At 62.7% G+C, this 24,742-nt stretch carries 20 protein-coding genes; 7 read left to right on the forward strand and 13 right to left on the reverse strand.

Annotated features, from left to right (window positions below):
- Window positions 1-133 precede the first annotated feature (133 nt).
- Complete coding sequence (locus AF337_RS07920; RefSeq protein ID WP_049731678.1) at window positions 134-412, forward strand: GNAT family N-acetyltransferase; 279 nt, start codon at window positions 134-136, stop codon at window positions 410-412.
- Window positions 413-545: 133 nt separating this feature from the next.
- On the opposite strand, the gene AF337_RS07925 is transcribed toward AF337_RS07920, so the two are convergent.
- The gene (locus AF337_RS07925) at window positions 546-896 is read right to left on the reverse strand and encodes a hypothetical protein (protein WP_003566024.1); all 351 of its coding nucleotides are present in this window, start codon (window positions 894-896) and stop codon (window positions 546-548) included.
- A 435-nt stretch (window positions 897-1,331) separates the two neighbouring features.
- On the opposite strand from AF337_RS07925, the gene ctrA reads away from it, so the two are divergent.
- The gene (ctrA, locus tag AF337_RS07930; RefSeq protein WP_003542362.1) at window positions 1,332-2,033 is read left to right on the forward strand and encodes a response regulator transcription factor CtrA; all 702 of its coding nucleotides are present in this window, start codon (window positions 1,332-1,334) and stop codon (window positions 2,031-2,033) included.
- 211 nt (window positions 2,034-2,244) lie between these two features.
- On the opposite strand, the gene AF337_RS07935 is transcribed toward ctrA, so the two are convergent.
- Window positions 2,245-2,607, reverse strand: a complete 363-nt coding sequence (locus tag AF337_RS07935; protein ID WP_003566026.1) for a response regulator — start codon at window positions 2,605-2,607, stop codon at window positions 2,245-2,247.
- Between the two features lie 120 nt (window positions 2,608-2,727).
- Window positions 2,728-3,375, reverse strand: a complete 648-nt coding sequence (chpT, locus tag AF337_RS07940) for a histidine phosphotransferase ChpT (protein ID WP_049731718.1) — start codon at window positions 3,373-3,375, stop codon at window positions 2,728-2,730.
- Between the two features lie 195 nt (window positions 3,376-3,570).
- Here chpT and AF337_RS07945 point away from each other — a divergent pair, with 195 nt between their 5' ends.
- Together AF337_RS07945 and AF337_RS07950 are read left to right on the forward strand one after the other, a co-directional pair.
- A complete protein-coding gene (locus AF337_RS07945; RefSeq protein ID WP_049731679.1) occupies window positions 3,571-4,158 on the forward strand; it encodes a DUF1134 domain-containing protein in 588 nt (195 codons plus the stop codon).
- Between the two features lie 117 nt (window positions 4,159-4,275).
- Window positions 4,276-5,439, forward strand: coding sequence for a coiled-coil domain-containing protein (locus AF337_RS07950; protein ID WP_049731680.1), 1,164 nt, complete (start codon window positions 4,276-4,278; stop codon window positions 5,437-5,439).
- 164 nt (window positions 5,440-5,603) lie between these two features.
- On the opposite strand, the gene AF337_RS07955 is transcribed toward AF337_RS07950, so the two are convergent.
- On the reverse strand, window positions 5,604-6,428 hold the full coding sequence (locus tag AF337_RS07955) for a TrmH family RNA methyltransferase (RefSeq protein WP_049731681.1): 825 nt from the start codon (window positions 6,426-6,428) through the stop codon (window positions 5,604-5,606).
- Between the two features lie 7 nt (window positions 6,429-6,435).
- Window positions 6,436-6,819 carry a hypothetical protein gene (locus AF337_RS07960; protein WP_049731682.1) on the reverse strand — a complete coding sequence of 128 codons (384 nt, stop codon included), beginning with the start codon at window positions 6,817-6,819 and terminating at the stop codon, window positions 6,436-6,438.
- A gap of 43 nt (window positions 6,820-6,862) precedes the next feature.
- Here AF337_RS07960 and AF337_RS07965 point away from each other — a divergent pair, with 43 nt between their 5' ends.
- Together AF337_RS07965 and rpoH are read left to right on the forward strand one after the other, a co-directional pair.
- The gene (locus AF337_RS07965) at window positions 6,863-7,888 is read left to right on the forward strand and encodes an RluA family pseudouridine synthase (RefSeq protein ID WP_049731683.1); all 1,026 of its coding nucleotides are present in this window, start codon (window positions 6,863-6,865) and stop codon (window positions 7,886-7,888) included.
- Between the two features lie 181 nt (window positions 7,889-8,069).
- Window positions 8,070-8,978 carry an RNA polymerase sigma factor RpoH gene (gene rpoH, locus AF337_RS07970; RefSeq protein ID WP_049731684.1) on the forward strand — a complete coding sequence of 303 codons (909 nt, stop codon included), beginning with the start codon at window positions 8,070-8,072 and terminating at the stop codon, window positions 8,976-8,978.
- Window positions 8,979-9,274: 296 nt separating this feature from the next.
- Here rpoH and AF337_RS07975 read toward each other — a convergent pair whose 3' ends face one another.
- A complete protein-coding gene (locus AF337_RS07975) occupies window positions 9,275-11,782 on the reverse strand; it encodes a RodZ family helix-turn-helix domain-containing protein (protein WP_049731685.1) in 2,508 nt (835 codons plus the stop codon).
- A gap of 60 nt (window positions 11,783-11,842) precedes the next feature.
- Window positions 11,843-13,141: an adenylosuccinate synthase gene (locus AF337_RS07980; protein WP_003566044.1), complete on the reverse strand. Its 1,299-nt coding sequence runs from the start codon at window positions 13,139-13,141 to the stop codon at window positions 11,843-11,845.
- A gap of 191 nt (window positions 13,142-13,332) precedes the next feature.
- Here AF337_RS07980 and AF337_RS07985 point away from each other — a divergent pair, with 191 nt between their 5' ends.
- Window positions 13,333-14,250 (forward strand): DMT family transporter, encoded by a 918-nt coding sequence (locus AF337_RS07985; protein WP_049731686.1) that lies wholly within the window; start codon window positions 13,333-13,335, stop codon window positions 14,248-14,250.
- Here the strand turns inward: AF337_RS07985 and AF337_RS07990 are convergent.
- The 6 genes from AF337_RS07990 to AF337_RS08015 all read right to left on the reverse strand — a co-directional run bounded on the left by AF337_RS07990 (window position 14,247) and on the right by AF337_RS08015 (window position 24,698).
- Window positions 14,247-15,095, reverse strand: coding sequence for a GNAT family N-acetyltransferase (locus AF337_RS07990; RefSeq protein ID WP_049731687.1), 849 nt, complete (start codon window positions 15,093-15,095; stop codon window positions 14,247-14,249). The genes AF337_RS07985 and AF337_RS07990 overlap by 4 nt on opposite strands.
- Window positions 15,096-15,368: 273 nt before the next feature.
- Window positions 15,369-17,195, reverse strand: a complete 1,827-nt coding sequence (locus AF337_RS07995; protein ID WP_049731688.1) for a putative bifunctional diguanylate cyclase/phosphodiesterase — start codon at window positions 17,193-17,195, stop codon at window positions 15,369-15,371.
- Between the two features lie 132 nt (window positions 17,196-17,327).
- The gene (locus tag AF337_RS08000) at window positions 17,328-19,112 is read right to left on the reverse strand and encodes an IlvD/Edd family dehydratase (RefSeq protein WP_049731689.1); all 1,785 of its coding nucleotides are present in this window, start codon (window positions 19,110-19,112) and stop codon (window positions 17,328-17,330) included.
- Complete coding sequence (locus AF337_RS08005; protein WP_049731690.1) at window positions 19,109-20,020, reverse strand: NAD(P)-dependent oxidoreductase; 912 nt, start codon at window positions 20,018-20,020, stop codon at window positions 19,109-19,111. The genes AF337_RS08000 and AF337_RS08005 overlap by 4 nt, the downstream gene beginning before the upstream one ends.
- 144 nt (window positions 20,021-20,164) lie before the next feature.
- Window positions 20,165-23,365 carry an efflux RND transporter permease subunit gene (locus tag AF337_RS08010; RefSeq protein ID WP_049731691.1) on the reverse strand — a complete coding sequence of 1,067 codons (3,201 nt, stop codon included), beginning with the start codon at window positions 23,363-23,365 and terminating at the stop codon, window positions 20,165-20,167.
- A 142-nt stretch (window positions 23,366-23,507) separates the two neighbouring features.
- A complete protein-coding gene (locus AF337_RS08015; RefSeq protein WP_049731692.1) occupies window positions 23,508-24,698 on the reverse strand; it encodes an efflux RND transporter periplasmic adaptor subunit in 1,191 nt (396 codons plus the stop codon).
- Window positions 24,699-24,742 lie beyond the last annotated feature (44 nt).

Here is a 24,742-nt window from a genome sequence, read left to right on the forward strand (position 1 = left end):
AACCTCGCGCCGACCCGACATATTTCTTGAACACTCCGTCTCCTCCAGTCATTGCCTCGCCGGCTTGGCACGATCGCGTCGCCGTGTCACCGTCGCCTGCGACAATATCCCCATCCCTCCGCGAGGAAAGACAATGGACATTCGAAACGAGGAAAGCGCCTCCGGCGGCCGTTATGCGGCCGAGGTCGATGGGCACGAAGCCGAGATGACCTATTCGCGCGCATCGCCGATACTCATCATCATCGACCACACGGCCGTTCCCGATGCGCTGCGCGGCAAGGGCGTCGGCCAGGCATTGGCGCTCTATGCGGTAGAAGCTGCCCGCGCCGGCGGCTGGAAGATCATCCCGCTCTGCCCCTTCTTCAAGGCGCAGGCGCAGCGCCATCCGGAATGGCAGGACGTCGTGAACTGATCCGCAGGCGGACGGCATGCAAACGTTAAAAGGTGGAAACACCAAAAGCCATGTATGACGGACAGCGCGCCCGTCATACATGGCTTCTCAGTGGCGATCGCCAGGGCGCCGAAGCCGGCGCCCGCTGTTTCTCTTACGCCCTTGCGCGGGCGCTGGTGTCACGTTCTTCCAGCGCCGTCGCCCTTGCATATTCCGCCTGCATCTCCTCGAGCGCCATTTCCAGCGACTCTTCCTGCATCTTCAGTTCCTTGATCGAAACCTGCAGGTTGTCGGCCCGCTGACGCGCGGCCTTGGCGAAGGTCGGATACGCAAAGTGATTCGGATCTGAGATACCGGACTTCTTTTCCTCGACGACGATCTGGCTCTCCAGATCCTTCGTCATCCGTTCGAATTCGGACATCATCATCTGCAATTGCTGCAATTGACGTCGTTTTTCGTTCACCTGGAACTCTTTCAGGCGAACGAGACTCTCTCGCGACTTCATACGCATTACTCCCGTGATGCGAGACCCCGGCTCAACTTGAAACCGCCCTGCGCGCCGCTTTGACACGGTTTGCTAAAAAATTTCCTGCGATATTAACAAATACCTACCGCTGGTAACCTTTCGTTTACGGGCATCGTTAATGATAGGCCCGATGATTTAAGGGTCGGTAAATGCCGCGGCATTAAGTTCGAACCTTTTCATTGGCGAGTCGGATGAATCACTTAGCGCCATTTCCTAATGTTAAAGATTAGGAGCGCCATTTGAGATTCCTATTGGAAAACAGAGAAATGGAAAAAATATTTAATAAATTCGATACTCCTTGCCAGAGTGAATTAGAATTTGTTAACCATTTCGTGGCAGCTTCCAAATCACGTAGCGTGTTCGGTATCGTGTAGGGGGCCAGACCACCTTTCGGCGGCGGTAAAGGGGATAATTATGCGGGTACTTCTCATCGAGGATGATAGCGCGACGGCGCAGAGCATCGAGCTGATGCTCAAATCAGAAAGTTTTAATGTTTATACCACCGATCTGGGTGAAGAAGGCGTCGATCTGGGCAAGCTGTATGATTATGATATCATCCTTCTCGATCTGAACCTGCCCGACATGTCCGGATATGAAGTGCTTCGCACGCTCCGGCTGTCCAAGGTCAAGACACCGATCCTCATTCTGTCGGGCATGGCCGGCATCGAAGACAAGGTTCGCGGCCTCGGCTTCGGCGCCGACGACTACATGACCAAGCCCTTCCACAAGGACGAGCTCGTCGCCCGCATCCACGCCATCGTCCGCCGCTCCAAGGGCCACGCTCAGTCGGTCATCATGACCGGCGAACTGATCGTCAACCTCGATGCCAAGACTGTCGAAGTCGGCGGCCAGCGTGTCCACCTAACGGGCAAGGAATACCAGATGCTGGAGCTGCTTTCGCTCCGCAAGGGCACCACGCTTACCAAGGAAATGTTCCTGAACCACCTTTACGGCGGCATGGACGAGCCGGAACTGAAGATCATCGACGTCTTCATCTGCAAGCTCCGCAAGAAGCTTGCCAACGCTGCCGGCGGCGCCAACTACATCGAGACCGTCTGGGGCCGCGGCTACGTTCTGCGCGAGCCGGATGGTGCCGAATACGCCGAAACCGCCTGATTTTTCCGATCCCCCTTATCGGATAACGAAGATCCCGCCCTTCCGGCGGGATTTTTCGTTTCTGCCTGGCCAATGAGAAGCCGCCCGATAAAGAGAGATCTGGGGCTGGATGAGCGGTAAAACCTTCTCCGTCTCGATCAAGGAAACGGAGTGCCGGCGGCCGAACGTGCTTGCACGTTCGCCATCACGCTGTAGGGGAAGAGGCCTGCCGTCAGGCAGCGATCGCGCGGTTTCCGAAGACGGCGGTCAGGATCTTGCGGTCGAACGGCTTCAGCAGGAAGTCGGTGGCGCCGGCCCGTTTGCCAGCCATCAGCTTCTTCAGATCCGCCTCGACGACGCAGTAGTAGATCTTGACTTCTTTGCCACCATCCATGGCGCGGATGGCGGCGATGAGGTCGAGGGCGCCTTCCATGCCGGAATCGACGATCAGATATTCCGGCAGCTCCGTCTGGCAGCGCTGCAGCGCCTCGCCGGCATTGGAGGCCTCGCTGACGAGAAAATCGAGTTCGGAGAGAATGCGCTTGCCGACCTTGCGGACGATATCCGAATTATCGGTGATCATGAACCTTTGCATGGGCGCTCCTTTGCCCCCCGCATTCGTCGCAGCAAGAGGCCTCTTACAACCCTGGAGGATAGGTCCATCAGGCTAAGGAATCGTTACCGGACGGTCACCGACACCCGTTCCCGTGCGAAATCAGGCCGCCGCGGCCACCGCCGTGAACACCAGCTCTTCGGCGCTGGCACTGTGATCAAGCGTCATTCCGCACTCCTGCGCCAGAAGCACGGCGTAATAGGGCTGGATCGAATGCGCGTCGATCGCTTCCTCGATCGTGCCGGTCGATATCTCGACGAATTTCGGCGGCAGGCGCATCAGTTTGCCTTTGGCCGTCAGCTTGAACCTGGCATCGAACTCGGGATGCTCAAGCGTTACCTCGAGCACGCCGCCGCGCGGAATTGCGGAATAGGCAACGAGGAAGAGGTTGAGCAGCAGCTTGACGCGATTCTTGGCGACGATGGCGCGAGGCCCGTTCCAGATCACTTCGGTCTTCTTCTCGGCGATGGCGAAATCCTTGGCTGCGCGCTCGGCCTCGCCGGTATCGATCGAAGCGCCGACAGAGCCCGAAGCGCCGAAAGCGAGGCGTGCGAATTTCAGGCGGACCGAAGCGTTGAGCGCGCTGGTGCGGATCAGGTCCATCGCATCGGCGTCGGCGCCACCCTCATCCAGGAGTTCCAGCCCGTTGTTGATCGCACCGACCGGTGAAATGACGTCGTGGCAAACGCGGCTGCAAAGAAGCGCGGCCAGATCCGGGCCGGACAAGGTGAGATTGGGGTTCTTGGACATCATCGTCTCCTGAGGGGCGGCAAGTTCATCGCGCCCGGGAATATGCTTCATCAAAATTGCGCGAAGTTTGCGATCGTACTCGGTGCCATAATGACACCATATTTGGTAAACCGATTGTTAAGATCATCGGCGCAAAATGCACCAATCGCCGCGAGCGGTTGCCCGCTCCCAGCCAAACGACGAACGGATGACACCATGCGCCCTCAATTTCCGCACCGAGCCATCGGCTTCTGCAGGTTGCTTTCGGCCCTCGTCTTTTCCTCGCTGATGGTCGCCGGACCTGCCTCCGCCCAGGACAACGGCCAGTACACGATGCAGGAAATCGTCGATGCCGGCCACTCCTTCTTCGGCTCCGCCAGCGGCGGACTTGCCAAAGTCGTCGAGAGTGCCTTCCAGAAATACGGCCTGCCGAATGGCTACATTCTCGGACAGGAAGGCGGCGGCGCCTTCATCGCCGGTCTTACCTACGGCGAAGGCCAGCTGAACACCAAGAACGCCGGCGAACATAACCTCTACTGGCAGGGTCCCTCGCTCGGCCTCGACTACGGCGGCCAGGGCTCCCGCGTGATGATGCTGGTCTACGACCTGCCCTCCGTCAACGGCATCTATGCCCGCTTCGGCGGCGTCAGCGGCTCGGCCTATGTGATCGCCGGTTTCGGCATGACGCTGCTCAAGAACAACGACGTGCTGGTCGTGCCGATCCGCACCGGCGTCGGCGCCCGCCTGGGCGTCAATGTCGGCTACCTCAAGATCACCCAGGCTCCGACCTGGAACCCCTTCTGAGGCCGCAAAGCCACCGGAAAGCGCCGCCGTCCGCATCGGCGGCCTTGCCCATATGCGTCATGCGTGCTTAATCATCGCGGCTGACCTCTTATCAACCTTCGAATCGATGGCCGCGCCGTGATCGAATATGCTCTTTTGTTCGGATTGGGCTTCCTGACCGCGGCCTTTCTCGTCTTTCTTGTCTCGCCCGCCGTTCACCGCCGTATCGTCTGGTATACCGAGAACCGCCTGAAGGCGACCATGCCGCTCAGCCCGCAGGAGGTTCGCGCCCAGAAGGATATGGTGCGCGCCCTCTATGCCGCCGAGAATGCCCGCACCACCCAGGACCTGCTGCGCGAGCGCGAGAAATCCCTGTCGCTCCAGCTTCGCCACGACGCGCTCGCCGTCGATGCCGGTAGGCTTGCCGCCGAGATCGGCGAATTGCAGGCTCAGATCGGCGAGATGCATGTCGAGGCCGCCGAGCAGCGCTCGCGTCTGCGCAAGGACGAAAATTATATCAGCCAGTTGAAGACCAATCTCCATATCGCCGAACAGTCCGTGGCCAACAAGGAGAGCGAACTGGCGACGATGCGCACACGGCTGAGCAAGCTCGGTGAACAGACCGACGGGCTGAGGATCGATCTGGCCGCACGCGAAACCGAGGCGGAGAGCCTGAAGTTCCGCGCCAACGCGCTACGCGACGAACGCGACACGTTGCGCCAGGACGTCAACCTGCTGCAAAAGCGGGCCAAGGATGCCGAACAGAAACTGACGCAGCAGCAGCACATGGTGATCCGCCTGGAGGACAATGCCGCGCGCGACAGCGCTTCCGCAGCCGAAAAGGAAACCCTGGTCGCTCGCCGCCAGCAGGAGATCGCCAAGTTGAAGGAGCAGTTGAAGGCCGCCAATGCCGAGATCCGCAAGGTCAACCGCGTGCTGCGCGAGGCCGGCCTTGCCGGGATGGTTGCGGAGCCGCCGGCGGAACTGACGGCCGAAGATACGACAACAACCATGCCGGACACCGCCGTTGTCACGTCTGAGATCGGCGAGGATGTCCGCAAGCGCAGCGCCGCCCTTGCCGAGCGGCTGCAGAAGGCAAAGGCGGTAACCGGGCGCGACGACGCGATCCGCGAGGAAATCGCCTCGATCGCCGCCAATATGGTGGCGCTGACCGCACTCAACGAGGGCCCGTCCTCGCCGATCCGCACGCTTCTCGCCGACGGTACGGAAAAGAACCCAAACGATCGCCTCAGCCTTGCCGACAGGGCAGCAGCGATCATCGCCGATCCGCGGCGTGTCTGAAAAGGCGCTCGGCTCGCCATCATTGGCGAATGCCGGGACTAAACACCTGGAGCTTGCGCCCTAAAGCGCGTCGCGATCTTTCAGATTCGCTCCTTGCGCTTTAGCTCGTTGTTTTTACGAATGTCGTTGCCGCAAAACCGCGGCGCACTTTTGCGCGACATGCTTTAGATCCGACCCATCGCCGACGCCATGGAAAACAGCGCGATCCCCGTCGCCGTCGCGGCGTTGAGGCTGTCGAGCTCCTCCGACTGCGGGATGCGCGCGCTCTGGAAGCGCGCCAGCAGCGCCTCCGGCAACCCCTCCCCCTCCGTGCCGACGACGAGCGCCATGCGTGGCGAGGCGGGAATGGCGCGGATATCGGTCTTGCCGTGCGGCGAAAGCGTCCAGATGGCGAAGCCCCGTTCGGCAAGCGAAAGGAGCACATCCAGCGCCTTGCCGCTGCGCCGGTGTGGAACGCTTAGCACCGAACCGACCGAGACACGCAGGGCCTTGCGATAGAGCGGGTCACAGCTGGTTTCGTCGAGCAGCACCGCATCCGCCCGGAAGGCCGCCGCATTGCGAAACATCGAGCCGGCATTGTCATGATTGGAAATGCCGCAGCCAACGAGCACCAGCGCCCGTTCCGGCAGCGCGTCGAGAAGTGCCGCCTCGCCGCTATCCTCCCGCCGGCCGAGCGCCAGAACGCCGCGATGCAGATGGAAACCGACGACGCCGTCCAGCACATCGGCCTCGGCGACATAGACCGGCACGTCGGCCGGCAGCCGCTCCAGGATCGGCAGCACGCCGTCGACGCGGTTGCGCAGCAGCAGGATCTTTTCGGCGAAAAAGCCGCGGTCTTGCGCATGCGCTTCTGCGAGCATGCGCAGCACGACGGTGCCTTCGGCGATGAAGCGGTTTTCCCGGCCCGTTAGATCGCGCTCGCGGATATTGCGGAATTCGGCGATGCGCGGATCGTCGGCGCTGTCGATGGCGATCGGGACGGCGGCCATGCCGGCCTCAATTGCCCGCGACGCTGACGTCGGCGACGGTGCGGCCGGTCGCGATGTCGAAGACCAGCGCCTTGCTCTTGCCCTCGGCCGTTTCGCCGTAAAACAGGATCTGCCCTGCCGCAAACGAGGTGGACTGCACCTTGAAGCCGAGCGGCAACGAAACTGTCGCCGCAAGCGGCGCATCCGAGGGCACGCCGGCGGCGGAAACGGCTGCCGCCGTCTGCTTCGGCTCGCGCATCGTCTTGTAGACAACCGCGCCGAAGACCGCCATAAGGCTCACGAACATGATGGCGCCGGAAACGATCTGCAGGCGGACCATCTTGCGCCGGACACTTTCCATCGCCGGATCAAGGGGCTTCTCTTCCTGGTCGTCTGGCTCGATTGCTGTCATCTGTGCGTCCCGTTCTAAAAAAATACGTCGGAGAAGAAGCGTCTTGAGCGACCCCTTTAAACAAGCAGCCGGCAATAGAAAAGTCCTGACTGCCGATGAAACCGCCGAAGGCCGGCTCGACGCCTGGCTGACGGCACAGGTCGGCGAGGAATTTTCGCGCAGCCGCATCAAGGCGCTGATCAAGGACGGCCAGGTTTTTCTGCGCGGCGAACCCGTCACCGATCCGCAGCGCAAGGTGCGCAACGGCGATAGTTTCGAGATCACCCTGCCCGAGCCGGAAGACCCGACGCCGCTGGGCGAGGACATTCCGCTCGACATCCTCCATGAGGACGAAGACCTCATCGTCATCTCCAAGCCTTCCGGTCTCGTCGTCCATCCCGGCTCCGGCAACTGGACGGGGACGCTGGTCAACGCGCTGATCCATCACTGCGGCGCGACACTCTCCGGCATCGGCGGCGTGCGCCGCCCCGGCATCGTCCACCGCCTCGACAAGGACACCACAGGGGTCATGGTCGTCGCCAAGAACGACATTGCCCATCGCCACCTCTCGCTCCAGTTTGCCGATCATGGCCGCACCATGCCGCTGGAGCGCGCCTATCAGGCGGTCGTCTGGGGCCGGCCCCGCTCGCTGACCGGCACGGTCGACGCGCCGCTCGGCCGCGCCACCGGCGATCGCACGCGCCGCGCCGTCAAGCGCCCCGACAGCCATGACGCCGACGAGGCGATTACCCATTACGAGGTGATCGAACGCTTCCAAGAGAACCCGGACGCGACGGCGCTTGCCTCGCTGGTCGAGTGTCATCTCGAAACCGGCCGCACCCACCAGATCCGTGTGCATATGGCCCATATCGGCCATCCGCTGCTCGGCGACACGGTCTACGGCGCCGGCTTCAAGACCAAGGCCAACCGCCTGCCCGAGGAAATCCGCAAGGTCGTCAACGGGTTCAACCGCCAGGCGCTGCACGCCTTCATGCTGCAGTTCGAGCATCCCCGCACCGGCGAAATCATGCATTTCGAAGTGCCGCTACCCGATGATATGGTGGAACTGGTCGAGGCATTGCGGGGATAGAGGCGTCCTCTCCGACCCCTCTCACAGCTACGTGAGCGGCACCTTGAACCGCCGTTTCGCCACACTTATCTGTATATTGACTTAGTGCGGGCTCGCAGTAGAGCCGCATGTCCCGGTTTGCCATTTTTAACGCGAGGACGCGTTTCCAACGGGAACCGGAATTCACTTAGGAGGGTGCACTATGGCCCGAAATACCTTGCCGTCCATTACCGCCGGCGAAGCCGGTCTCAATCGTTACCTCGACGAAATCCGCAAGTTCCCGATGCTCGAGCCGCAGCAGGAATACATGCTGGCCAAGCGTTATGCCGAGCATGGCGATCGCGATGCCGCCCATAAGCTCGTCACCAGCCATCTTCGCCTGGTTGCAAAGATCGCGATGGGCTATCGCGGCTACGGCCTGCCGATCGGCGAAGTCGTCTCCGAGGGCAATGTCGGCCTGATGCAGGCCGTCAAGAAGTTCGATGCCGAGCGCGGCTTCCGCCTTGCCACCTATGCCATGTGGTGGATCAAGGCATCGATCCAGGAATATATTCTGCGTTCGTGGTCGCTCGTGAAAATGGGCACGACCGCCAATCAGAAGCGCCTGTTCTTCAACCTGCGCCGGCTGAAAGGCCGCATCCAGGCGATCGATGACGGCGACCTGAAGCCGGAGCACGTCTCCGAAATCGCCACCAAGCTGAACGTCTCGGAGGAGGAGGTCATCTCGATGAACCGCCGCCTGTCCGGCGACGCCTCGCTGAATGCGCCGATCAAGGCGGCGGAAGGCGACAGCGGCCAATGGCAGGATTGGCTGGTGGACGACCATGACAGCCAGGAAGACGTACTGATCGAACAGGACGAGCTCGACACCCGCCGGCGTATGCTGGCGAAAGCGATGAGCGTGCTGAACGAGCGCGAACGCCGTATCTTCGAAGCTCGCCGCCTCGCCGAGGATCCGGTGACCCTGGAAGACCTGTCGACGGAATTCGACATCAGCCGCGAACGCGTCCGCCAGATCGAGGTCCGCGCCTTCGAAAAGGTGCAGGACGCTGTCCGCAAGGAAGCCCAGGAACGCGCCAAGGCCGTCCGCGTCGTCGAAGCCACGGCCTGATAAGGCTGAACTTTAAGAATTGGAACGCCATCTCCTTACGCGGGAGGTGGCGTTTTTGTTTGAAAAGCTGCCCCTCACCCTAACCCTCTCCCCGTAAAAACGGGGCGAGGGGACGTGCCATGCGAGAGCTGAGCGAGGGACGGAGAGGCTGCGGCGACCCCCCTTCGCCCGTCTACGGGGGTCCGAAGGACGGGTCGAGACCCGTGGCTCGACCCCGGTCGGTGCCGGCAGGTGGATGGAGGGGCCTGAGCGGCAGAGCCGCGAATGCGCTGAGCGCAAGGAACTCCTTGACCACCTCACTGGCTCGTCGACACATCCCCGAGCGCGGTCCATTCCTTGATCGCGGTATTGAAGGCATCCGTTCCCGTATTGCCCTTTTCCATCGTCAGCAGCGCGCGGCGGCCGTTGCGATAGGTGACGGGGATATCGATCCAGCTGCGGGTCGACATCAGGTCGAGATTGGCCTTGCGCGCATCGGGATAGTCATTAAGCGCGATCATGTGGAAATCGTCGGTGATCTTGGCCGGAACCGCGATTAGCGCGTCGCCGCGGTCCTGCTCGGTGCGTTTCATCGAGATGCGCTGGACGCTGTCGATGCTGCCACCTTCGAAATTCGGCGGCAGCGAGAAAACGATCTCGACGAGATGGCTTGCCGGCAGCGACGGATCGGAATTGCGCTTGAAGGTGACGAGAGCCGAGAGATTGCGCTCCGGCACAGTGACGTTGCCCTGCACCGTCGCCTCCTGCCGGCCGCCCTGGCCGGCCTCGTGCTGCACGCTCCAGATGACCGATCCCTCAATCGCCGTCGGCGAGCTTTGGCCGATACGCTCCTCATAGAGGAACATCTTCTGCGACGAGCCGACGGGGGCGGTCTGCTGGGGCGAAGCCACCGGGCCGTTCGGCGTCGGCGTTTCGGCCGGCGCGACATCGCCCTGCGCGGCCGCAGGCGGCGTGTCCGCTGCCGCGACATTCTGTTCGGCGACCGATTTTCCTTCCGCAGTCAGTGTACCCGGCGCCGTCGCCGGTCCGCTGTCGACCTCGGTCCCATCCGTCAGCAGCCGCTGGGTGAATTTCGAATTGGCCGCGGCGCCGTCATTGTTCATTGACGCCACCTGCGGATTCGGGTTCGGCTGGGCCGGCGCCACTGGCGTATTCTGCGCTTCCGGCGTGGTCGGCTGGGCCGGCGTTGCCGCGCCCGGCTCGGCAGGTGTGGCGGAGCCGGCAGGCGGCGTCGCCGCCTCGTTCCTGGTCGCCTGCGACGGTGCCGAACTGACGAGACCGTCGACCATCGCCACCAGCGCTTCTCTGTTCATCCAGCCGGCATAGGCGCCGCCACCGATCAGGATGAGCGCGAAGATAAGGGTGATCACCGTGCCGATACCGAAGCGGCGACGCTTCGGCTCCATCCGGAAATTCTTGCCCTGCAGCTTGGATGCGACCATCTGATCGATATCCATCGCCGGATTGGCGTCGTCGTCGTCAGCCGCGACCGGGCCGCGGCGGTCGTAGCCGCGCAGCGCCTTCGCCTCGCGCCAGTCCTCGCTCGGCGCGACGCCGGCAGCCGCCGGCTTGCCGTTGTGCACTTCCGCGAAAATATCGACATCATCGAAATGCGAAGCGACCGGCGCCTTCTTGTTGTTGCCGGCCTCGATCGGCGGCAGATCGTCGAAGGCTGCGGTCTCCCAGGAGAAACTTTCCTTGGCCGCCGGCATGACGGCCGCAGGTGCCGCTTTTTCGAGGCTCGATATCACCTCCTCGAAGGCACGCGCCGAAGTATCCGGGGTGGCCGGCGCCGTCTGCGAATATTGCCGCAGTTCCTCTTCCGCCCATTCGGTTTCCGCGTCCTTCGGCGCCGGAGCCGGCGTTTCGGCGGCAGGCTCGGACCAGACGGGATCGAAATGGGCAGCCGCGTCAGCCTGCAGCGGCTCCTCGCGGCTGTGCTCGACGAACTCCTGCGGACGATCGAAATCTGCGACCGGCTCCACCAGCCGGTTGGAAGCATGTTCTATGCCGCGCGTGATTGGCTGGAGCGGCGCGGCGGGTTCGTAAGCCTCCCCGGCCTCCGGCTCTTCGCTTTCCACCGCCGCCGGCTCGGCCGCGGTCTCTTCTGCGGGATGCTGCTCGTCAGCATGATATTCGTCGGCTTCTTGGCTGCGATGCCCGGCAGGCGGCTCCCAGACGTCATGCTCGGTCGGCGCCTCTTCGACAGCAACGTCGCGCGCCTCGCTGGCATGCCATTCCTCGGCCGGCGCTTCCTCCTCATGCGAGGGATGCCAGTATGACTCGACCGGAGTGGGTACCTCCGGCAAAACCTGCGCCTCGGCTGAAACAGCCGTTTCCGGGGAAACAGCTATCTCCTCGGAAACGGGCTCCTCGGCGGCGACCTCTTCCTCGGCGTCCTCGGGCGCGGCGGCTTCCACATGACCGCGCTCGACGGCGGCCTCGGCCGCCTGCGGTTCCGCATCGGCTTCGTCGACAGGCTCCTCGACGGCCGTCTCCGATGCTGGCGCCGGTTCGCCTTCGTCGTGAACCGTTTGTTCTTCGACGAATTCCGGCGCGGTGACAGCAGCAACCGGCTCATCGAGCGGCAGCGCCTCGGAATGTTCGCCTTCCACTTCGCGGATGGCGGCCTCGAGCTTGTCGAGCTGGCGTTGCAGCATGGTTTCCGGCGGACGCGGCTTCATGTTCTCGAGCTGCCGCTGCACTGCGCCGCGGGCACGTTCGTAGACTTTCACCCGCATCTCGGGGGTATTTTCAGCCAGGCCGTCAACGGCTCGCCGAATAACTGCAATAAAATCCGCCATCAGTACTTTCTCAAGAAGTCCGGCACCCGACCGAACTATCCTCCACAGTGACCCGTGAGCTTAATCCTCAAACGGATCGGTCACAAGTATCGTGTCATCCCGCTCCGGGCTGGTGGAAAGGAGCGCGACAGGCGCCCCGATCAGTTCCTCGACCTGGCGAACATATTTGATCGCCTGTGCCGGCAGGTCCGCCCAGCTGCGGGCGCCGACGGTCGATTCCTTCCAGCCTTCCAGCGTGATATAGACCGGTTCGACCCTAGCTTGCGCTCCCTGGCTTGCGGGAAGATGATCAATCTGTTCGCCGTCAAGCATATAGCCGACGCAGATCTTTAGTTCTTCGAGGCCATCGAGCACGTCGAGTTTGGTGAGCGCGATGCCCGTGATGCCGTTGGTGGCGATCGACTGGCGCACGAGGGCCGCGTCGAACCAGCCGCAGCGCCGCTTGCGCCCGGTCACCACGCCGAATTCATGGCCTTTTTCGCCGAGGAACTCGCCGATCGCGTCCTTCAACTCTGTCGGGAACGGGCCTTCGCCGACGCGTGTCGTATAGGCCTTGGTGATGCCAAGGATATAGCCGAGCGAGCCCGGCCCCATGCCGGAACCGGCCGCGGCCTGACCGGCCACCGTATTCGACGAGGTCACGAAAGGATAAGTGCCGTGGTCGATGTCGAGCAGGCTGCCCTGCGCACCTTCGAACAGGATGCGGGAGCCCTTGCGGCGCTCCTTGTCGAGGAAGAGCCAGACGGTGTCACGGAACGGCAGCACCCGATCGGCGATCGAGGTCAGTTCGTCCATGATCGTCTGGTGGCTGACCTCGGCGACGCCGAGGCCGCGGCGAAGTGCGTTGTGATGCGTCAGAATACGATCGACCTTGCCGGCAAGGCTGTCGAGATCGGCAAGATCCATCACCCGGATGGCGCGGCGGCCGACCTTGTCTTCATAGGCGGGGCCGATGCCGCGGCGTGTCGTGCCGATCTTGGTGCCGCTGTTCGACGCCGCATCCTCGCGCATCGCGTCGAGCTCGCGGTGCAGCGACAGAATGAGCGTCGCATTGTCGGCGATACGCAGATTCTCCGGCGTCACCGTCACGCCCTGTGCTTCCAGCCGACCGATCTCGGCGATCAGCGCATGCGGATCGACGACGACGCCGTTGCCGATCACCGCCATTTTGCCCGGACGTACGACGCCGGACGGCAGCAGCGACAGCTTGTAGCTGGTGCCGTCGATGACGAGCGTATGGCCGGCATTATGTCCGCCCTGATAGCGCACAACGATATCCGCGCGCTCCGAAAGCCAGTCGACAATCTTGCCCTTGCCTTCGTCACCCCATTGCGAACCGACCACGACTACGTTCGTCATCCAACTCTTCCTGTTACCGGCGGAAAACCGCGCACCTGCTCAAACCCGCGCATCTATAAAGCTTTGTTTTTGGGAAAGCGACCCTGTTGTCACAGGTGATTGGGCTTTTTACGTGACAAATCAGCAGCTGGCAGGCTATTGCCCGTCACAAAACGCCGCTCGGCGGTCGCGGAAAGACGGGAAAAGCGCTCTTGCAAGCCACGGCCTACATCTGCCTCGTTGTCGCCACCCTCTGCTGGGGCGGCAACTCCGTCGCCGGCAAGCTCGCAGTCGGCCATATCAGTCCGATGATGCTGACCTTCCTGCGCTGGTTCATCGCTGTGATGCTGATCGCGCTGATCTCGGTGCCGCAGCTCAAGAGGGACTGGCCGGTGGCCAGGAAGAACCTGCCGCTGCTCTTCTTCTACGGCGTCATCGGCTACACACTTTTCAACGCCATGCTCTATTCGGCCGTGCAATACACGACGGCGATCAATGTCGCCATCGAGCAGGCCGGCATCCCGATGCTGATCTTCCTGTTGAATTTCATGTTCTTCCGCACCGGCATCTCGCTGGCGCAATGTCTCGGCTTCGGTATGACGCTGATCGGCGTCGCTCTGACCGCCGCTCACGGCGACCTGACAACGCTGCTGCAATTGAGCCTCAACCGCGGCGACGGGCTGATGCTCATCGCCATTGCCGCCTATTCGGTCTACACGATCTTCCTGCGCTGGAAGCCGCCCGTCGACTGGCGCACGCTGATGGCGTTCCCCGCACTCGGCGCCATGCTGACCTCGGTGCCGCTGCTCCTTTGGGAAGCCGGCCGGGGTGCCGCGCAATGGCCGGATCAGGCCGGCTGGGTCATCACCTTCTACACGGCGACCTTCCCGTCGCTGCTGGCGCAGATCCTCTATATCAAGGGTGTCGAGGCGATCGGCGCCAATCGCGCCGGCCTGTTCATCAATCTCGTGCCGGTGTTTGGAACCCTGCTCTCCGTCGCCCTGATCGGCGAGAGGCTGCAGTCCTTCCACATGATCGCGCTGGCACTGACCTTGGGCGGCATTGCCATCGCCGAAAAAGGCCGTCCGAAAGCCTCGGCTCCGACGGCGCCCGCCTCACCTGTAGACTAGCCAAGCTCCAGCGTTGTCACGCCGAAGACATGCTTGAGCGGAGTGGCCGGCGCCGGCCCGCGATACATGCGCGTCGTCTCGAACACCGGTCGAAGTCCGAGGCCTTCGGCAAGCGCCACCGCCTCATAGTTCTCCGCGGGGATATCGATGAAGAGAGCAGCCCCCTTCGCCTCGGGGATCAATTCGGCAAGCAGTGCTGCGGCGCTGTCGGCATCGTTGGCAAAGAGCGGCCCGATCTTATAACCCTCGTAGCAGCGGCGGATCGTGCCGTAACCGCGGATCTTGCCGCTCTTGCGCACCACCGCCGAGCGACGGCCCTTGCGAGCGGTGCACCAGGCGGCAAGGAAGCCGTCACGCGGCTGCGGAAAGATCGCCGAATCATAACGCTGCAGACCTTCGAGACGCGAATCCATGACCGGGTGCGCGACAAGCGCCGAGACCGGCAAGGTGGTGGCAACGCCGCCGTAGCGAGTGGTGGAATAGGCGGGTTCAAAGCCGGCTTTGCGGTAGTTGTCTTGCTGTGCGGCGACGCCGTCGAGGCCAATCGTGCGGTCCCCCACGCTTGATATGCCCGCCTCCCAGATCGCCTTGCCGTAACCCTTGCCGCGGAAATCGGGATGGACGATGTAGAGGCCGAGGAAGGCGAAACTCTCGCCGTATTTGACGACGGAGATCGAACCGACGGGAACTTCACCAATGGCGCCGACGAAAAAACCCGACGGATCGGCCTCCAGGAATGCGAGCGAATCGTCAAGGCCCGGGTTCCAACCCTCCTGACGCGCCCATTCGAGCACGAGTTCCAGTTCGCCGGGCCGCATTGAACGAACGGCAAATTCCGAATTCATGCGACTTTCCCAGATTGAATGTCCCGCAAGTCCATCCCGGCAACGGCAAAGCAATTGTCAGGTTCCCGGCTCCCCGATTGCAGCTGCGAATGATGGAGAGCCGCGCTCATGGTCTTGACGACGCGTATAATCATTTTTCGGTGCAATGCAGAAAGCTTGGTTTCCGCATTACCATGAAACAATGCCGATGCAAGCTCAAGAAAATTACTTGCGCGCCAATTACCTTCCTGCGAGCGCGAGTAAACGCTGTCGACGCCGCCGGCCGCTAACGGATCATCGGATCGTTCCGCCCATCGCGGTCTTCTGCTTTTCGATCCCGCTCGCCATCGGTGAGAAAAGGCGAGCCGTCTCGGCCGCCGGTGCGGGATAACCAAACGCGTAACCCTGCAGGCCATCGCAGCCGAGCTGCGCCAGCACGACGGCATGCGCCTCGGTCTCGATGCCCTCGGCGATCACCTCGACATCGAGCGCCTTGGCAATTTCCACGATCGAACCCACCAAGCGCCGCTGCTCGGCTGACGTGACGACCTCGGCGATCAGCTGCCGGTCGATCTTCAGCCGCTTCGGCCGCAGCTTGACGAGACCGATGAGCGAGGCATGGCCGGATCCGAAATCATCGATCTCGATGTCGATGCCCATCTGTTTGATATCGCCGATATGATCGAGCCGTTTTTCGTCGCTGTCGTCGAGAAAAATCGTCTCGACCAGTTCGAAGACGATCACGCCGGACGGAATGTCGAGTTTCCTCAGTTTGCCGAGCAACGCCGGATCGGCAAGGCGCGACGCCGAGATGTTGACGGCGATGCGCGGAACCGCAAGGCCCTGCAACCGCCAGAACAACCGGTCTTCGAGAACGTTTTTGAGGATCGCCGCATCGATCTCGGCCGCAAGCCCGTGCTCGTCGGCGATCTTCAGGAATACCCCCGGAGCGAGCACGCCCTTCTCCGGATGTTTCCAGCGCGCCAGGGCCTCGAAGCCGATGACCTCACGCGTCCGGGCATCGAGCTGCACCTGATAATAGGGAACGATCTCGCCGCGCTCCAGCCCGAGCTTCAGCTCCTCGGCAAGGCGACGCTTGGCGCGCAGATCCTCCTGCAGTTGCCGCGTGAAGAGTTCGACGCGGTTGCGCCCGAGCTTCTTGGCCTGGTAGAGCGCCAGATCGGATTCGGCAAGCAGGTTGCGCGCCCGCCGATCGCCGCTCCAGGAAACGCCGATCGAGGCCCCGGATTGCAGCATCTCCTGACCGAAGCGGATCTTCTTGCGCAGCCGGCGCTGAAGGTCGTCGGTAATCAGCTTCAGCTCGGTGAGATCGCTGAAATTGACCAGCACGATGACGAATTCGTCGCCGCCGACACGGGCGACCATGCCATTTGCGGGAATGGCCGCGGTGATGCGAAGGGCTGCGGCCCTGAGCACGGCGTCGCCTGCCGCATGACCGTGGCTGTCGTTGATCTGCTTGAACTGGTCGAGGTCGAGATGCAGCACGCCAAGCGTCGTGATGCTCCTGTCGGCCGGCAGCTCGGCGAGCCGCTTGTCGAGAAGGCGCCGGTTCGGCAGGCCGGTGAGATAATCGTGATCGGCGACATGCTCGATGCGGGCATTGCTTGCCTCGAGCGCCAGCGCTCTCGCCTCGGCCACCATCTTCTGGCCCGCGAGTTCAGCATTGAGCAGGACGTCGGCGGTGACATCCCATTCGGCGCCGATGAACGAGGGCAGCCCCTCGGCATCCACGTAGAAATGCGCGCGTGAGCGCAGATGGCGGATTTCGCCGTTCGGCAGCACGATCCGGAATTGCGAATTATAGGCGCCCCGCGTGGCGATCGCCAGGTCGAAGTCGCGTTCGGCCTGCTCGCGATCGTCGGGATGGATCGCATTCGACCACAACCATGCAGGCACCTCCCGGCATGTCTCGCCGGTCTCATAGAGACGGTGCATCTGCGCATCCCATAAGATCTCGTTCTTTGCGATGCTGTGCTCCCAGACACCGATCCGGGATGCATCGAGAGCGAGTTCGAGCCGGCGCAGAAGATCCTGAAACTCTTGTTCGGATCGTGTGGGTCGATTTTCTGGCAACGCGGTCTCAGCCTTAGAAGCTTCCATAACTGCAATATGGTCTCAAGCTGGCATTAATGAAGCCTTGTCCCGATGATCGAACTAGTCATTAGGTGAACCGTCCGTTACGATTTTCCCCTTTTGGATCAAAGAACTTGCAGTCCGCGGCGCCCTCCAGGATCAGTGGTTGTGCCGCGGCGGATTTTTCGCAATCCGGCGGAATTCGGCCGCCCCCTCGAGAACCGCGCCGTCCGATAATTGCGTCACCGAGCGACGATAGATCTGCTGCCATGGCGTCGCATCCGCCGGCACCGGCGGAATTCCGTCGCCCTTGCGCCGTTCGATCTCGGTATCGTCGACCAGCATGTCGCAGCGCCCGTGGTTGAAGTCGATGCGGATGATGTCGCCGGTACGAAGCCAGGCGAGACCGCCGCCGGCAGCGCTTTCGGGCGAGGCGTTGAGGATCGAGGGGCTGTCCGCCGTGCCCGATTGGCGGCCATCGCCGATCGTCGGCAGGCTGCTGATGCCGCGTTTCAGCAAGTGATCCGGCGGCTGCATGTTGACAACCTCAGCCGAACCCGGCCAGCCGAGCGGCCCGGCGCCGCGGATGACGAGGATGGTATTTTCGTCGATGCCGAGGTCAGGATCGTTGATGCGCCGGTGATAGTCTTCGGACCCGTCGAAAACCACCGCCCTGCCCTCGAAGACGCCTTCGCGGCCCGGCTCCTGAAGGTAGCGCCGACGAAAATCCTCCGAGACGACGCTCATCTTCATGATCGCGAAATCGAAGAGATTGCCCTTCAGAACGAGGAAGCCGGCCCGCTCCTTCAGCGGCTCGCCGAATGGCCGGATAACCTCGCGGTCCCGGGCTTCCCTGCCCTGCAGGTTCTCGGCCATCGTCCCGCCCGTCACCGTACGACAGCCGCCATCGAGCTTTCCGGCCTGCAGCAATTCCCACATGATCGCCGGCGTGCCGCCGGCGCGATGAAAACGCTCGCCGAGATAGGCCCCCGCCGGCTGGACATTGGCCAGCAGCGGGATATCGAAGCCGTGCACCTGCCAGTCGTCGGGATGAAGCTCGACGCCGGCGTGCTTGGCCATCGCGGCCAGATGCGGCTGTGCGTTGGTGGAACCGCCGATCGCCGAATTGGTGCGGATGGCGTTGAGGAAAGCCTCGCGGGTCAGAATATCCGACGGCTTCAGGTCCTCGAAGACGATCTCGACAGCGCGCCGCCCGGTACGGTAGGCCATCTGGCCCCGTTCGCGGTAGGCGGCCGGAATGGCGCCGCAACCGGTCAGCGACAGGCCGAGTGCCTCGGCAAGGGCGTTCATCGTCGAAGCCGTGCCCATCGTATTGCAATGGCCGACGGATGGAGCCGAATCGAGCGCAGCCTGCAGGAATTCTTCCCGATCGATCTCGCCTGCCGCATATTTTCGCCGCATCCGCCAGATCACCGTGCCGGAGCCTGCCAGTTCCCCCTCGTGCCAGCCGTCGAGCATCGGCCCGCCGGACAGCACGATCGCCGGAATATCGACCGTCGACGCCGCCATGATCGCCGAAGGCGTGGTTTTGTCGCAGCCGGTCGTCAGCACGACGCCGTCGAGCGGATAGCCGTAGAGGATTTCAACGAGGCCGAGATAGGCGAGATTGCGGTCGAGTGCCGCCGTCGGGCGCTTGCAGTTCTCGAAGATCGGATGCGTGGGAAATTCGATCGGAATGCCGCCGGCATCGCGAATGCCGTCGCGCACGCGCCTGGCAAGCTCGATATGCACCCTGTTGCAAGGTGTGAGATCGCTGCCGCTCTGGGCAATCCCGATGATCGGCTTGCCGGAACGCAGCTCTTCCGGCGTGATGCCGTAATTCATGAAACGCTCGAGATAGAGCGCTGCCATGTCGATATGGTCGGGATTGTCGAACCAATCCTGCGAACGCAGGCGCCGCTTCGGAGAATGGCTGTCGGTCACCTCTTGCCTCCCGGCAGGTCGTTCTTCTCTTCGAGATGCAGGAGCAGGCCGCTATGATCTTTCTCACCATTGCCGTTTGCGACGAATTCGCTGAATTCGGCATGGACCGCCGCAGTCAGGGGCAGCGTCAGCGACAGCGCGGCGGCGGTCTCCATGGCCGCGTTCAGGTCCTTCAGCTGATTGCTGGACGAACCGCCTGGAGTAAACTGCCGCTCGACCATGCGCTTGCCATGGAGTTCAAGTATACGGCTCTCGGCGAAGCCGCCGCGAATGGCGTCCCTGAAGGCGGCCGGCGAACCGCCGCCGGCCTCAATCAGCATCATCGCTTCGGCAACGGCGCCGATCGTCACTGCGACAATCTGCTGGTTGGCAAGCTTGGCAAGCTGACCCGATCCGCTTGGGCCGACGCGGGTGACACGCCCCATCGGCGCAAAGACGTCCTGAAGCTTTTCGATCACCGCCTCGTCGCCGCCCGCCATGATCGCCAGCGTACCGGCCTCCGCTCCGACGACGCCGCCGGAAACCGGCGCATCGACATGAGCGATGCCGCGCTCAGCAAGCCGCGCCGCATGATCACGGGCAAAATGTGGGGCGATTGAACTCATGTCGATAACGATAGCGCCGGACGCCACCGCATCGGCCGCGCCGCGGTCGAACAAAACGTTTCCGACGGCTTCGGCGTTGGTCAGCATGGTGATGACGACATCAGCCCCCGAAACGGCATCCCCGGGCGTTTCCGCAAGGACCGCACCGTCCGCTGCCAGCGCCTTAGCCTTGCCGGGATCGCGATTCCAGACGGTGACGGCAAAGCCCGCTCCGAGCAGCCGGCGAGCCATAGGCGCGCCCATCAGCCCGGTACCGAGAAAGGCGATCCGCCTGCCACCATGACCTCTGCTCGAACCTGTCATTCAGTCCTCCCAACTGTTGTTCGTCTTTGATAACCCCCTCACCCATCGTTGCAACCGTTTTGATGCCGCATCGGCCCCAAAACGATACGGGCGAGAACCGAAGTTCCCGCCCGATTTACTCGACAAAGGAAGGTTGAATTCCGTTTATTCCGCCGCGAGCCGGATGACCTCAGCCTCTTCTTCCTTGTGTTCGTCCGGCTTGTGCTGGACGAGCGGGCGGTTGCCCGCCAGCCGCCGCAGCAGCACGTAGAAGACAGGCGTCATGAAGATGCCGAAGAAGGTCACGCCAATCATGCCCGAGAAGACCGCGACACCCATGGCCGCGCGCATCTCCGCGCCGGCGCCGGTGGAGACGACGAGCGGCACGACACCCATGATGAAGGCCAGCGAGGTCATCAGGATCGGGCGAAGACGGAGACGGCTGGCTTCCACCGCGGCCTCCCGTGGCGTCCGGCCTTCGAACTCCAGTTCGCGGGCGAATTCGACGATAAGGATCGCGTTCTTCGCCGATAGTCCGACCAGCACCACCAGACCGATCTGGGTGAAGATGTTGTTGTCTCCACCGGTGAGCCAGACGCCTGTCAGCGCGGCCAACACACCCATCGGCACGATCATGATGATCGCAAGCGGCAGCGTCAGGCTTTCATACTGGGCGGCAAGCACCAGGAAGACGAGCAGCAGCGCCAGCGGGAAAACGACGACGCTCGAATTGCCGGCAAGGATCTGCTGATAGGTCAGATCCGTCCATTCGAAGTCGATGCCTGCCGGCAGGGTCTCATGCAGGATCTTCTCGATAGCCGCCTGCGCCTGGCCGGACGAAAAGCCCGGCGCCGGACCGCCGTTGATATCGGCGGCGAGGAAGCCGTTGTAGCGGTTCGCGCGCTCCGGACCGGTGCTCGGCTGCACCTTCAGCAGGGCCGAAAGCGGGATCATCTCACCCGATGCGGAACGGACCTTCAACTGGCCGATATCTTCCGGCTGGGCGCGGAATTTCGCATCGGCCTGCACCCGGACGCTGTAGGTGCGGCCGAAGGCGTTGAAGTCGTTCACATAGAGCGAACCGAGATAGATCTGCAGCGTCTGGAAGACGTCGGTGACGGAAACCCCGAGCTGCTCGGCCTTGGCGCGGTCGAGATCGGCATAGAGCTGCGGCACGTTGATCTGGAAGCTGGAGAACAGCCCGGCAAGCTCAGGCGTCTGATAGGCCTTGGCAAGCACGGCCTTGGTCGCTTCGTCGAGCGCCTGGTTACCGAGGCCGGCACGATCCTCGATCTGCAGCTTGAAACCGCCCGTCGTGCCGAGACCGTTGACCGGCGGCGGCGGGAACATGGCGATGAAGGCATCCTGGATGGCGCCGAATTTCTGGTTCAGCGCCATGGCGATGGCACCACCCGAAAGATCCGGTGTCTTGCGCTCCTCGAAATCCTTCAGCGTCACGAAGACGATGCCGGCATTCGAGGAGTTGGTGAAGCCGTTGATCGAAAGGCCCGGGAAGGCGATCGCATTGGCAACGCCCGGCTGCGCCAGCGCGATATCGGTCATGCGCTTGATTACGTCTTCCGTGCGGTCAAGGCTTGCGGCATCCGGCAGCTGGGCAAAACCGATCAGATACTGCTTGTCCTGCGACGGCACGAAGCCGCCGGGGACCGTGCTGAACAGACTGTAGGTCGCACCGACCAGCGCCAGGTAGACCACCATGACTATGCTCTTGCGCGACAGCAATCCGCCCACACCCTTGCCGTAGGCATTCGAGCCGGCGCCAAAGACCCGGTTGAAGCCGCGGAAAAACCAGCCGAAGATGGCATCCATGAATCGTGTCAGCCAGTCCTTCGGCGCGTGATGCCCCTTCAAGAGAAGGGCTGCAAGCGCCGGAGAGAGGGTGAGCGAGTTGAATGCCGAGATGACGGTCGAGATCGCGATCGTCAGCGCGAACTGGCGATAGAACTGACCGGACAGGCCGGAGATGAAGGCGAGCGGCACGAAGACCGCGACGAGGACCAGCGCGATCGCGATGATCGGACCGGAGACTTCCTTCATCGCCTTGTAGGTGGCGGCCCGCGGCGACAGCCCCTGTTCGATATTGCGCTCGACGTTTTCGACCACCACGATCGCGTCGTCGACGACGATACCGATCGCCAGCACCAGCCCGAACAGGCTGAGCGCGTTGATCGAGAAGCCGAAGACATACATGACCGCGAAGGTGCCGATGATCGATACCGGAACCGCGATCAGCGGAATGATCGAGGCGCGCCATGTCTGCAGGAACAGGATGACGACGAGAACAACAAGCGCGATGGCTTCGAGCAGCGTGTCGATGACCTTCTCGATCGAGGCGCGCACGAATTTCGTCGTATCGTAGACAATCTCGTATTTAACCCCCTCCGGCATGGCGAGCTGCAGCTGATCCATGGTGGCGTGCACATTATCGGCGATTTCGATCGCATTCGAACCGGGCGCCTGAAGCACGGCAACGGCGACGGCCGGCTTGCCGTCGAGCAGCGAGCGCAACGTATAGTCTGCGGCGCCGAGCTCGATGCGGGCAACGTCGCGAAGGCGGGTGATCTCGCCACTGGCGCCCGTCTTGACGATGATATTGCCGAACTCCTCGGGTGTGCGCAGGCGGCCCTGGGCATTGACATTGAGCTGCAGGTCCACACCCGGCTGGCTCGGCGATGCACCGATGATGCCGGCCGCGGCCTGGACGTTCTGGGAGCTGATGGCGTTGCTGATATCGCTGGCGGCGAGATCATGCTCGGCAGCCTTCTGCGGATCGATCCAGACACGCATCGAATAATCGCCGGCGCCAAAGACCTGCACCTGACCGACGCCTGCGATGCGGGCAAGTCGATCCTTGATATTCAGCGTCGCATAGTTGCGGAGATAGGTAATGTCGTGATTGTCGCCATCGGAGACAAGGTTGACGACCATGATGAAGTTGGGCGAACTCTTGACCGTCGTGATCCCCAGCGAGCGGACTTCCGCCGGCAGCCGTGGTTCGGCCTGCGAAACGCGGTTCTGCACCAGCTGCTGCGCCTTGTCGGGGTCGGTGCCGAGTTTGAAGGTGACGGTCACGTTGAGCACGCCGTCCGACGTCGCCTGGCTGGACATGTATAGCATGCCCTCGACACCGTTGATCTGCTCTTCGAGCGGTGTGGCCACCGTTTCGGCGATGACCGACGGGTTGGCGCCGGGATAGGTGGCGCGCACGACGATCGACGGCGGCACGACCTCGGGATATTCGGAAATCGGCAGCGCGCGCAGGCCGATCAAGCCGGCAACCACGATGAGGACTGAGAGAACGCCGGCAAAGACCGGGCGGTCGACAAAGAATCTGGAGATGTTCATTTCAAAGCCCTCTCCGGGGTGAACATGGATGCAACGTCCCTCTCCGGCGGTTTGGGAGCCGCCGGCGGGTCATATCAATTCGGGTATTGGCATTCCCCTGGGGCGAAGGCATCGCCTTCGCCCGGGAGGGAAAGGCGAAGTCTTACTGCGCGGTCGCGACCTTCTCTTCCATCTGCGGTACGACGACGGCACCCGGACGGATGCGCTGCAGACCGTTGACGACGATCTTTTCGCCGGCGTCCAGACCGCTTTCGACCACACGCTGACCGTCGGACAGCGTGCCGAGCTGGATCTGCCGATAGGCGACCTTGTTTTCGGCATCGACGACGAAGACGAACTTCTTGTCCTGGTCTGTGCCGACGGCGCGGTCGCTGATGACGATCTTGTTCTCGGCCTTCGGCTGGCCCATGCGCACCCGTACGAACTGGCCGGGGATGAGACGACCACCCGGATTGTCGAAGACAGCGCGCACGCCGATGGTGCCGCTGGAGGCATCAACCTCGTTGTCGATCAACTGCAGCTTGCCCTTGATCGGCGTGCCGCTGTCGGCAAGCGTACCGACCTCGACCGGGATCTGCTCGACCGGCGGCAGGGCGCTGTCGGTCTGCGGAAGCTCGGCAAGCGCGCGCGTCACCATCTCTTCGCTGGCGTTGAAGCTCGCATAGATCGGATCGACCGAAACGAGCGTCGTCAGTTCAGGCGAAGCCGAGCCGGCCGCAACCAGGTTGCCGGCGGTCACCTCGATCTTGCCGATGCGGCCGGAAACCGGCGCACGCACCTGGGTGTAATCGAGATCGAGCTGGGCCGACTGCAGTGCGGCCTGCGCCGAACGCAGCCCTGCCTGCGCCTCGGCCAGCGCGCTCTGGCGCTGATCGAGATCGCTCTGGGAGATGGTGCGGTTGTCGGAAAGCCTGCGGCCGCGATCGAGCTCGGTCTGCGCCAGGCTGACCTTGGCTTCGGCCGAAGCGACCTGGCCCTGCGCCTGCGCCACGCTCGCCTGGTAGGGAGCCGGGTCGATGGTGAAGAGCAGGTCGCCCTGCTTGACCAGCGCCCCCTCGCGGAAGGCCACCGACAGGATGGCGCCGGCGACGCGGGAGCGAACCTGCACACGGTCGACAGCTTCGAGCCGGCCGGAGAAACTCTCCCAGGCTGTCACGTCACGCGCCGCGACGACGGCAACCGTCACCGGCACGGCAGGCGGCTGCGCCGGGGCGGACGCGGCCGTGGCGGTCGTGCTCATCGGCAGTTCGAAAAACAATGCGGCGCCTGAAACCGACGCAATAAGGCCCATGCCGGCGCCCACAAGGGCCCAGCGCTTACTTCTGGACGTCATCAGTACTCTCCTTGCGGCCCCAAGCCGCCGAAATATCAGATCAT

It is taken from the genome of Rhizobium ecuadorense (assembly GCF_001187535.1).
In the GTDB taxonomy this organism is placed as follows: Bacteria; Pseudomonadota; Alphaproteobacteria; order Rhizobiales; family Rhizobiaceae; genus Rhizobium; species Rhizobium ecuadorense.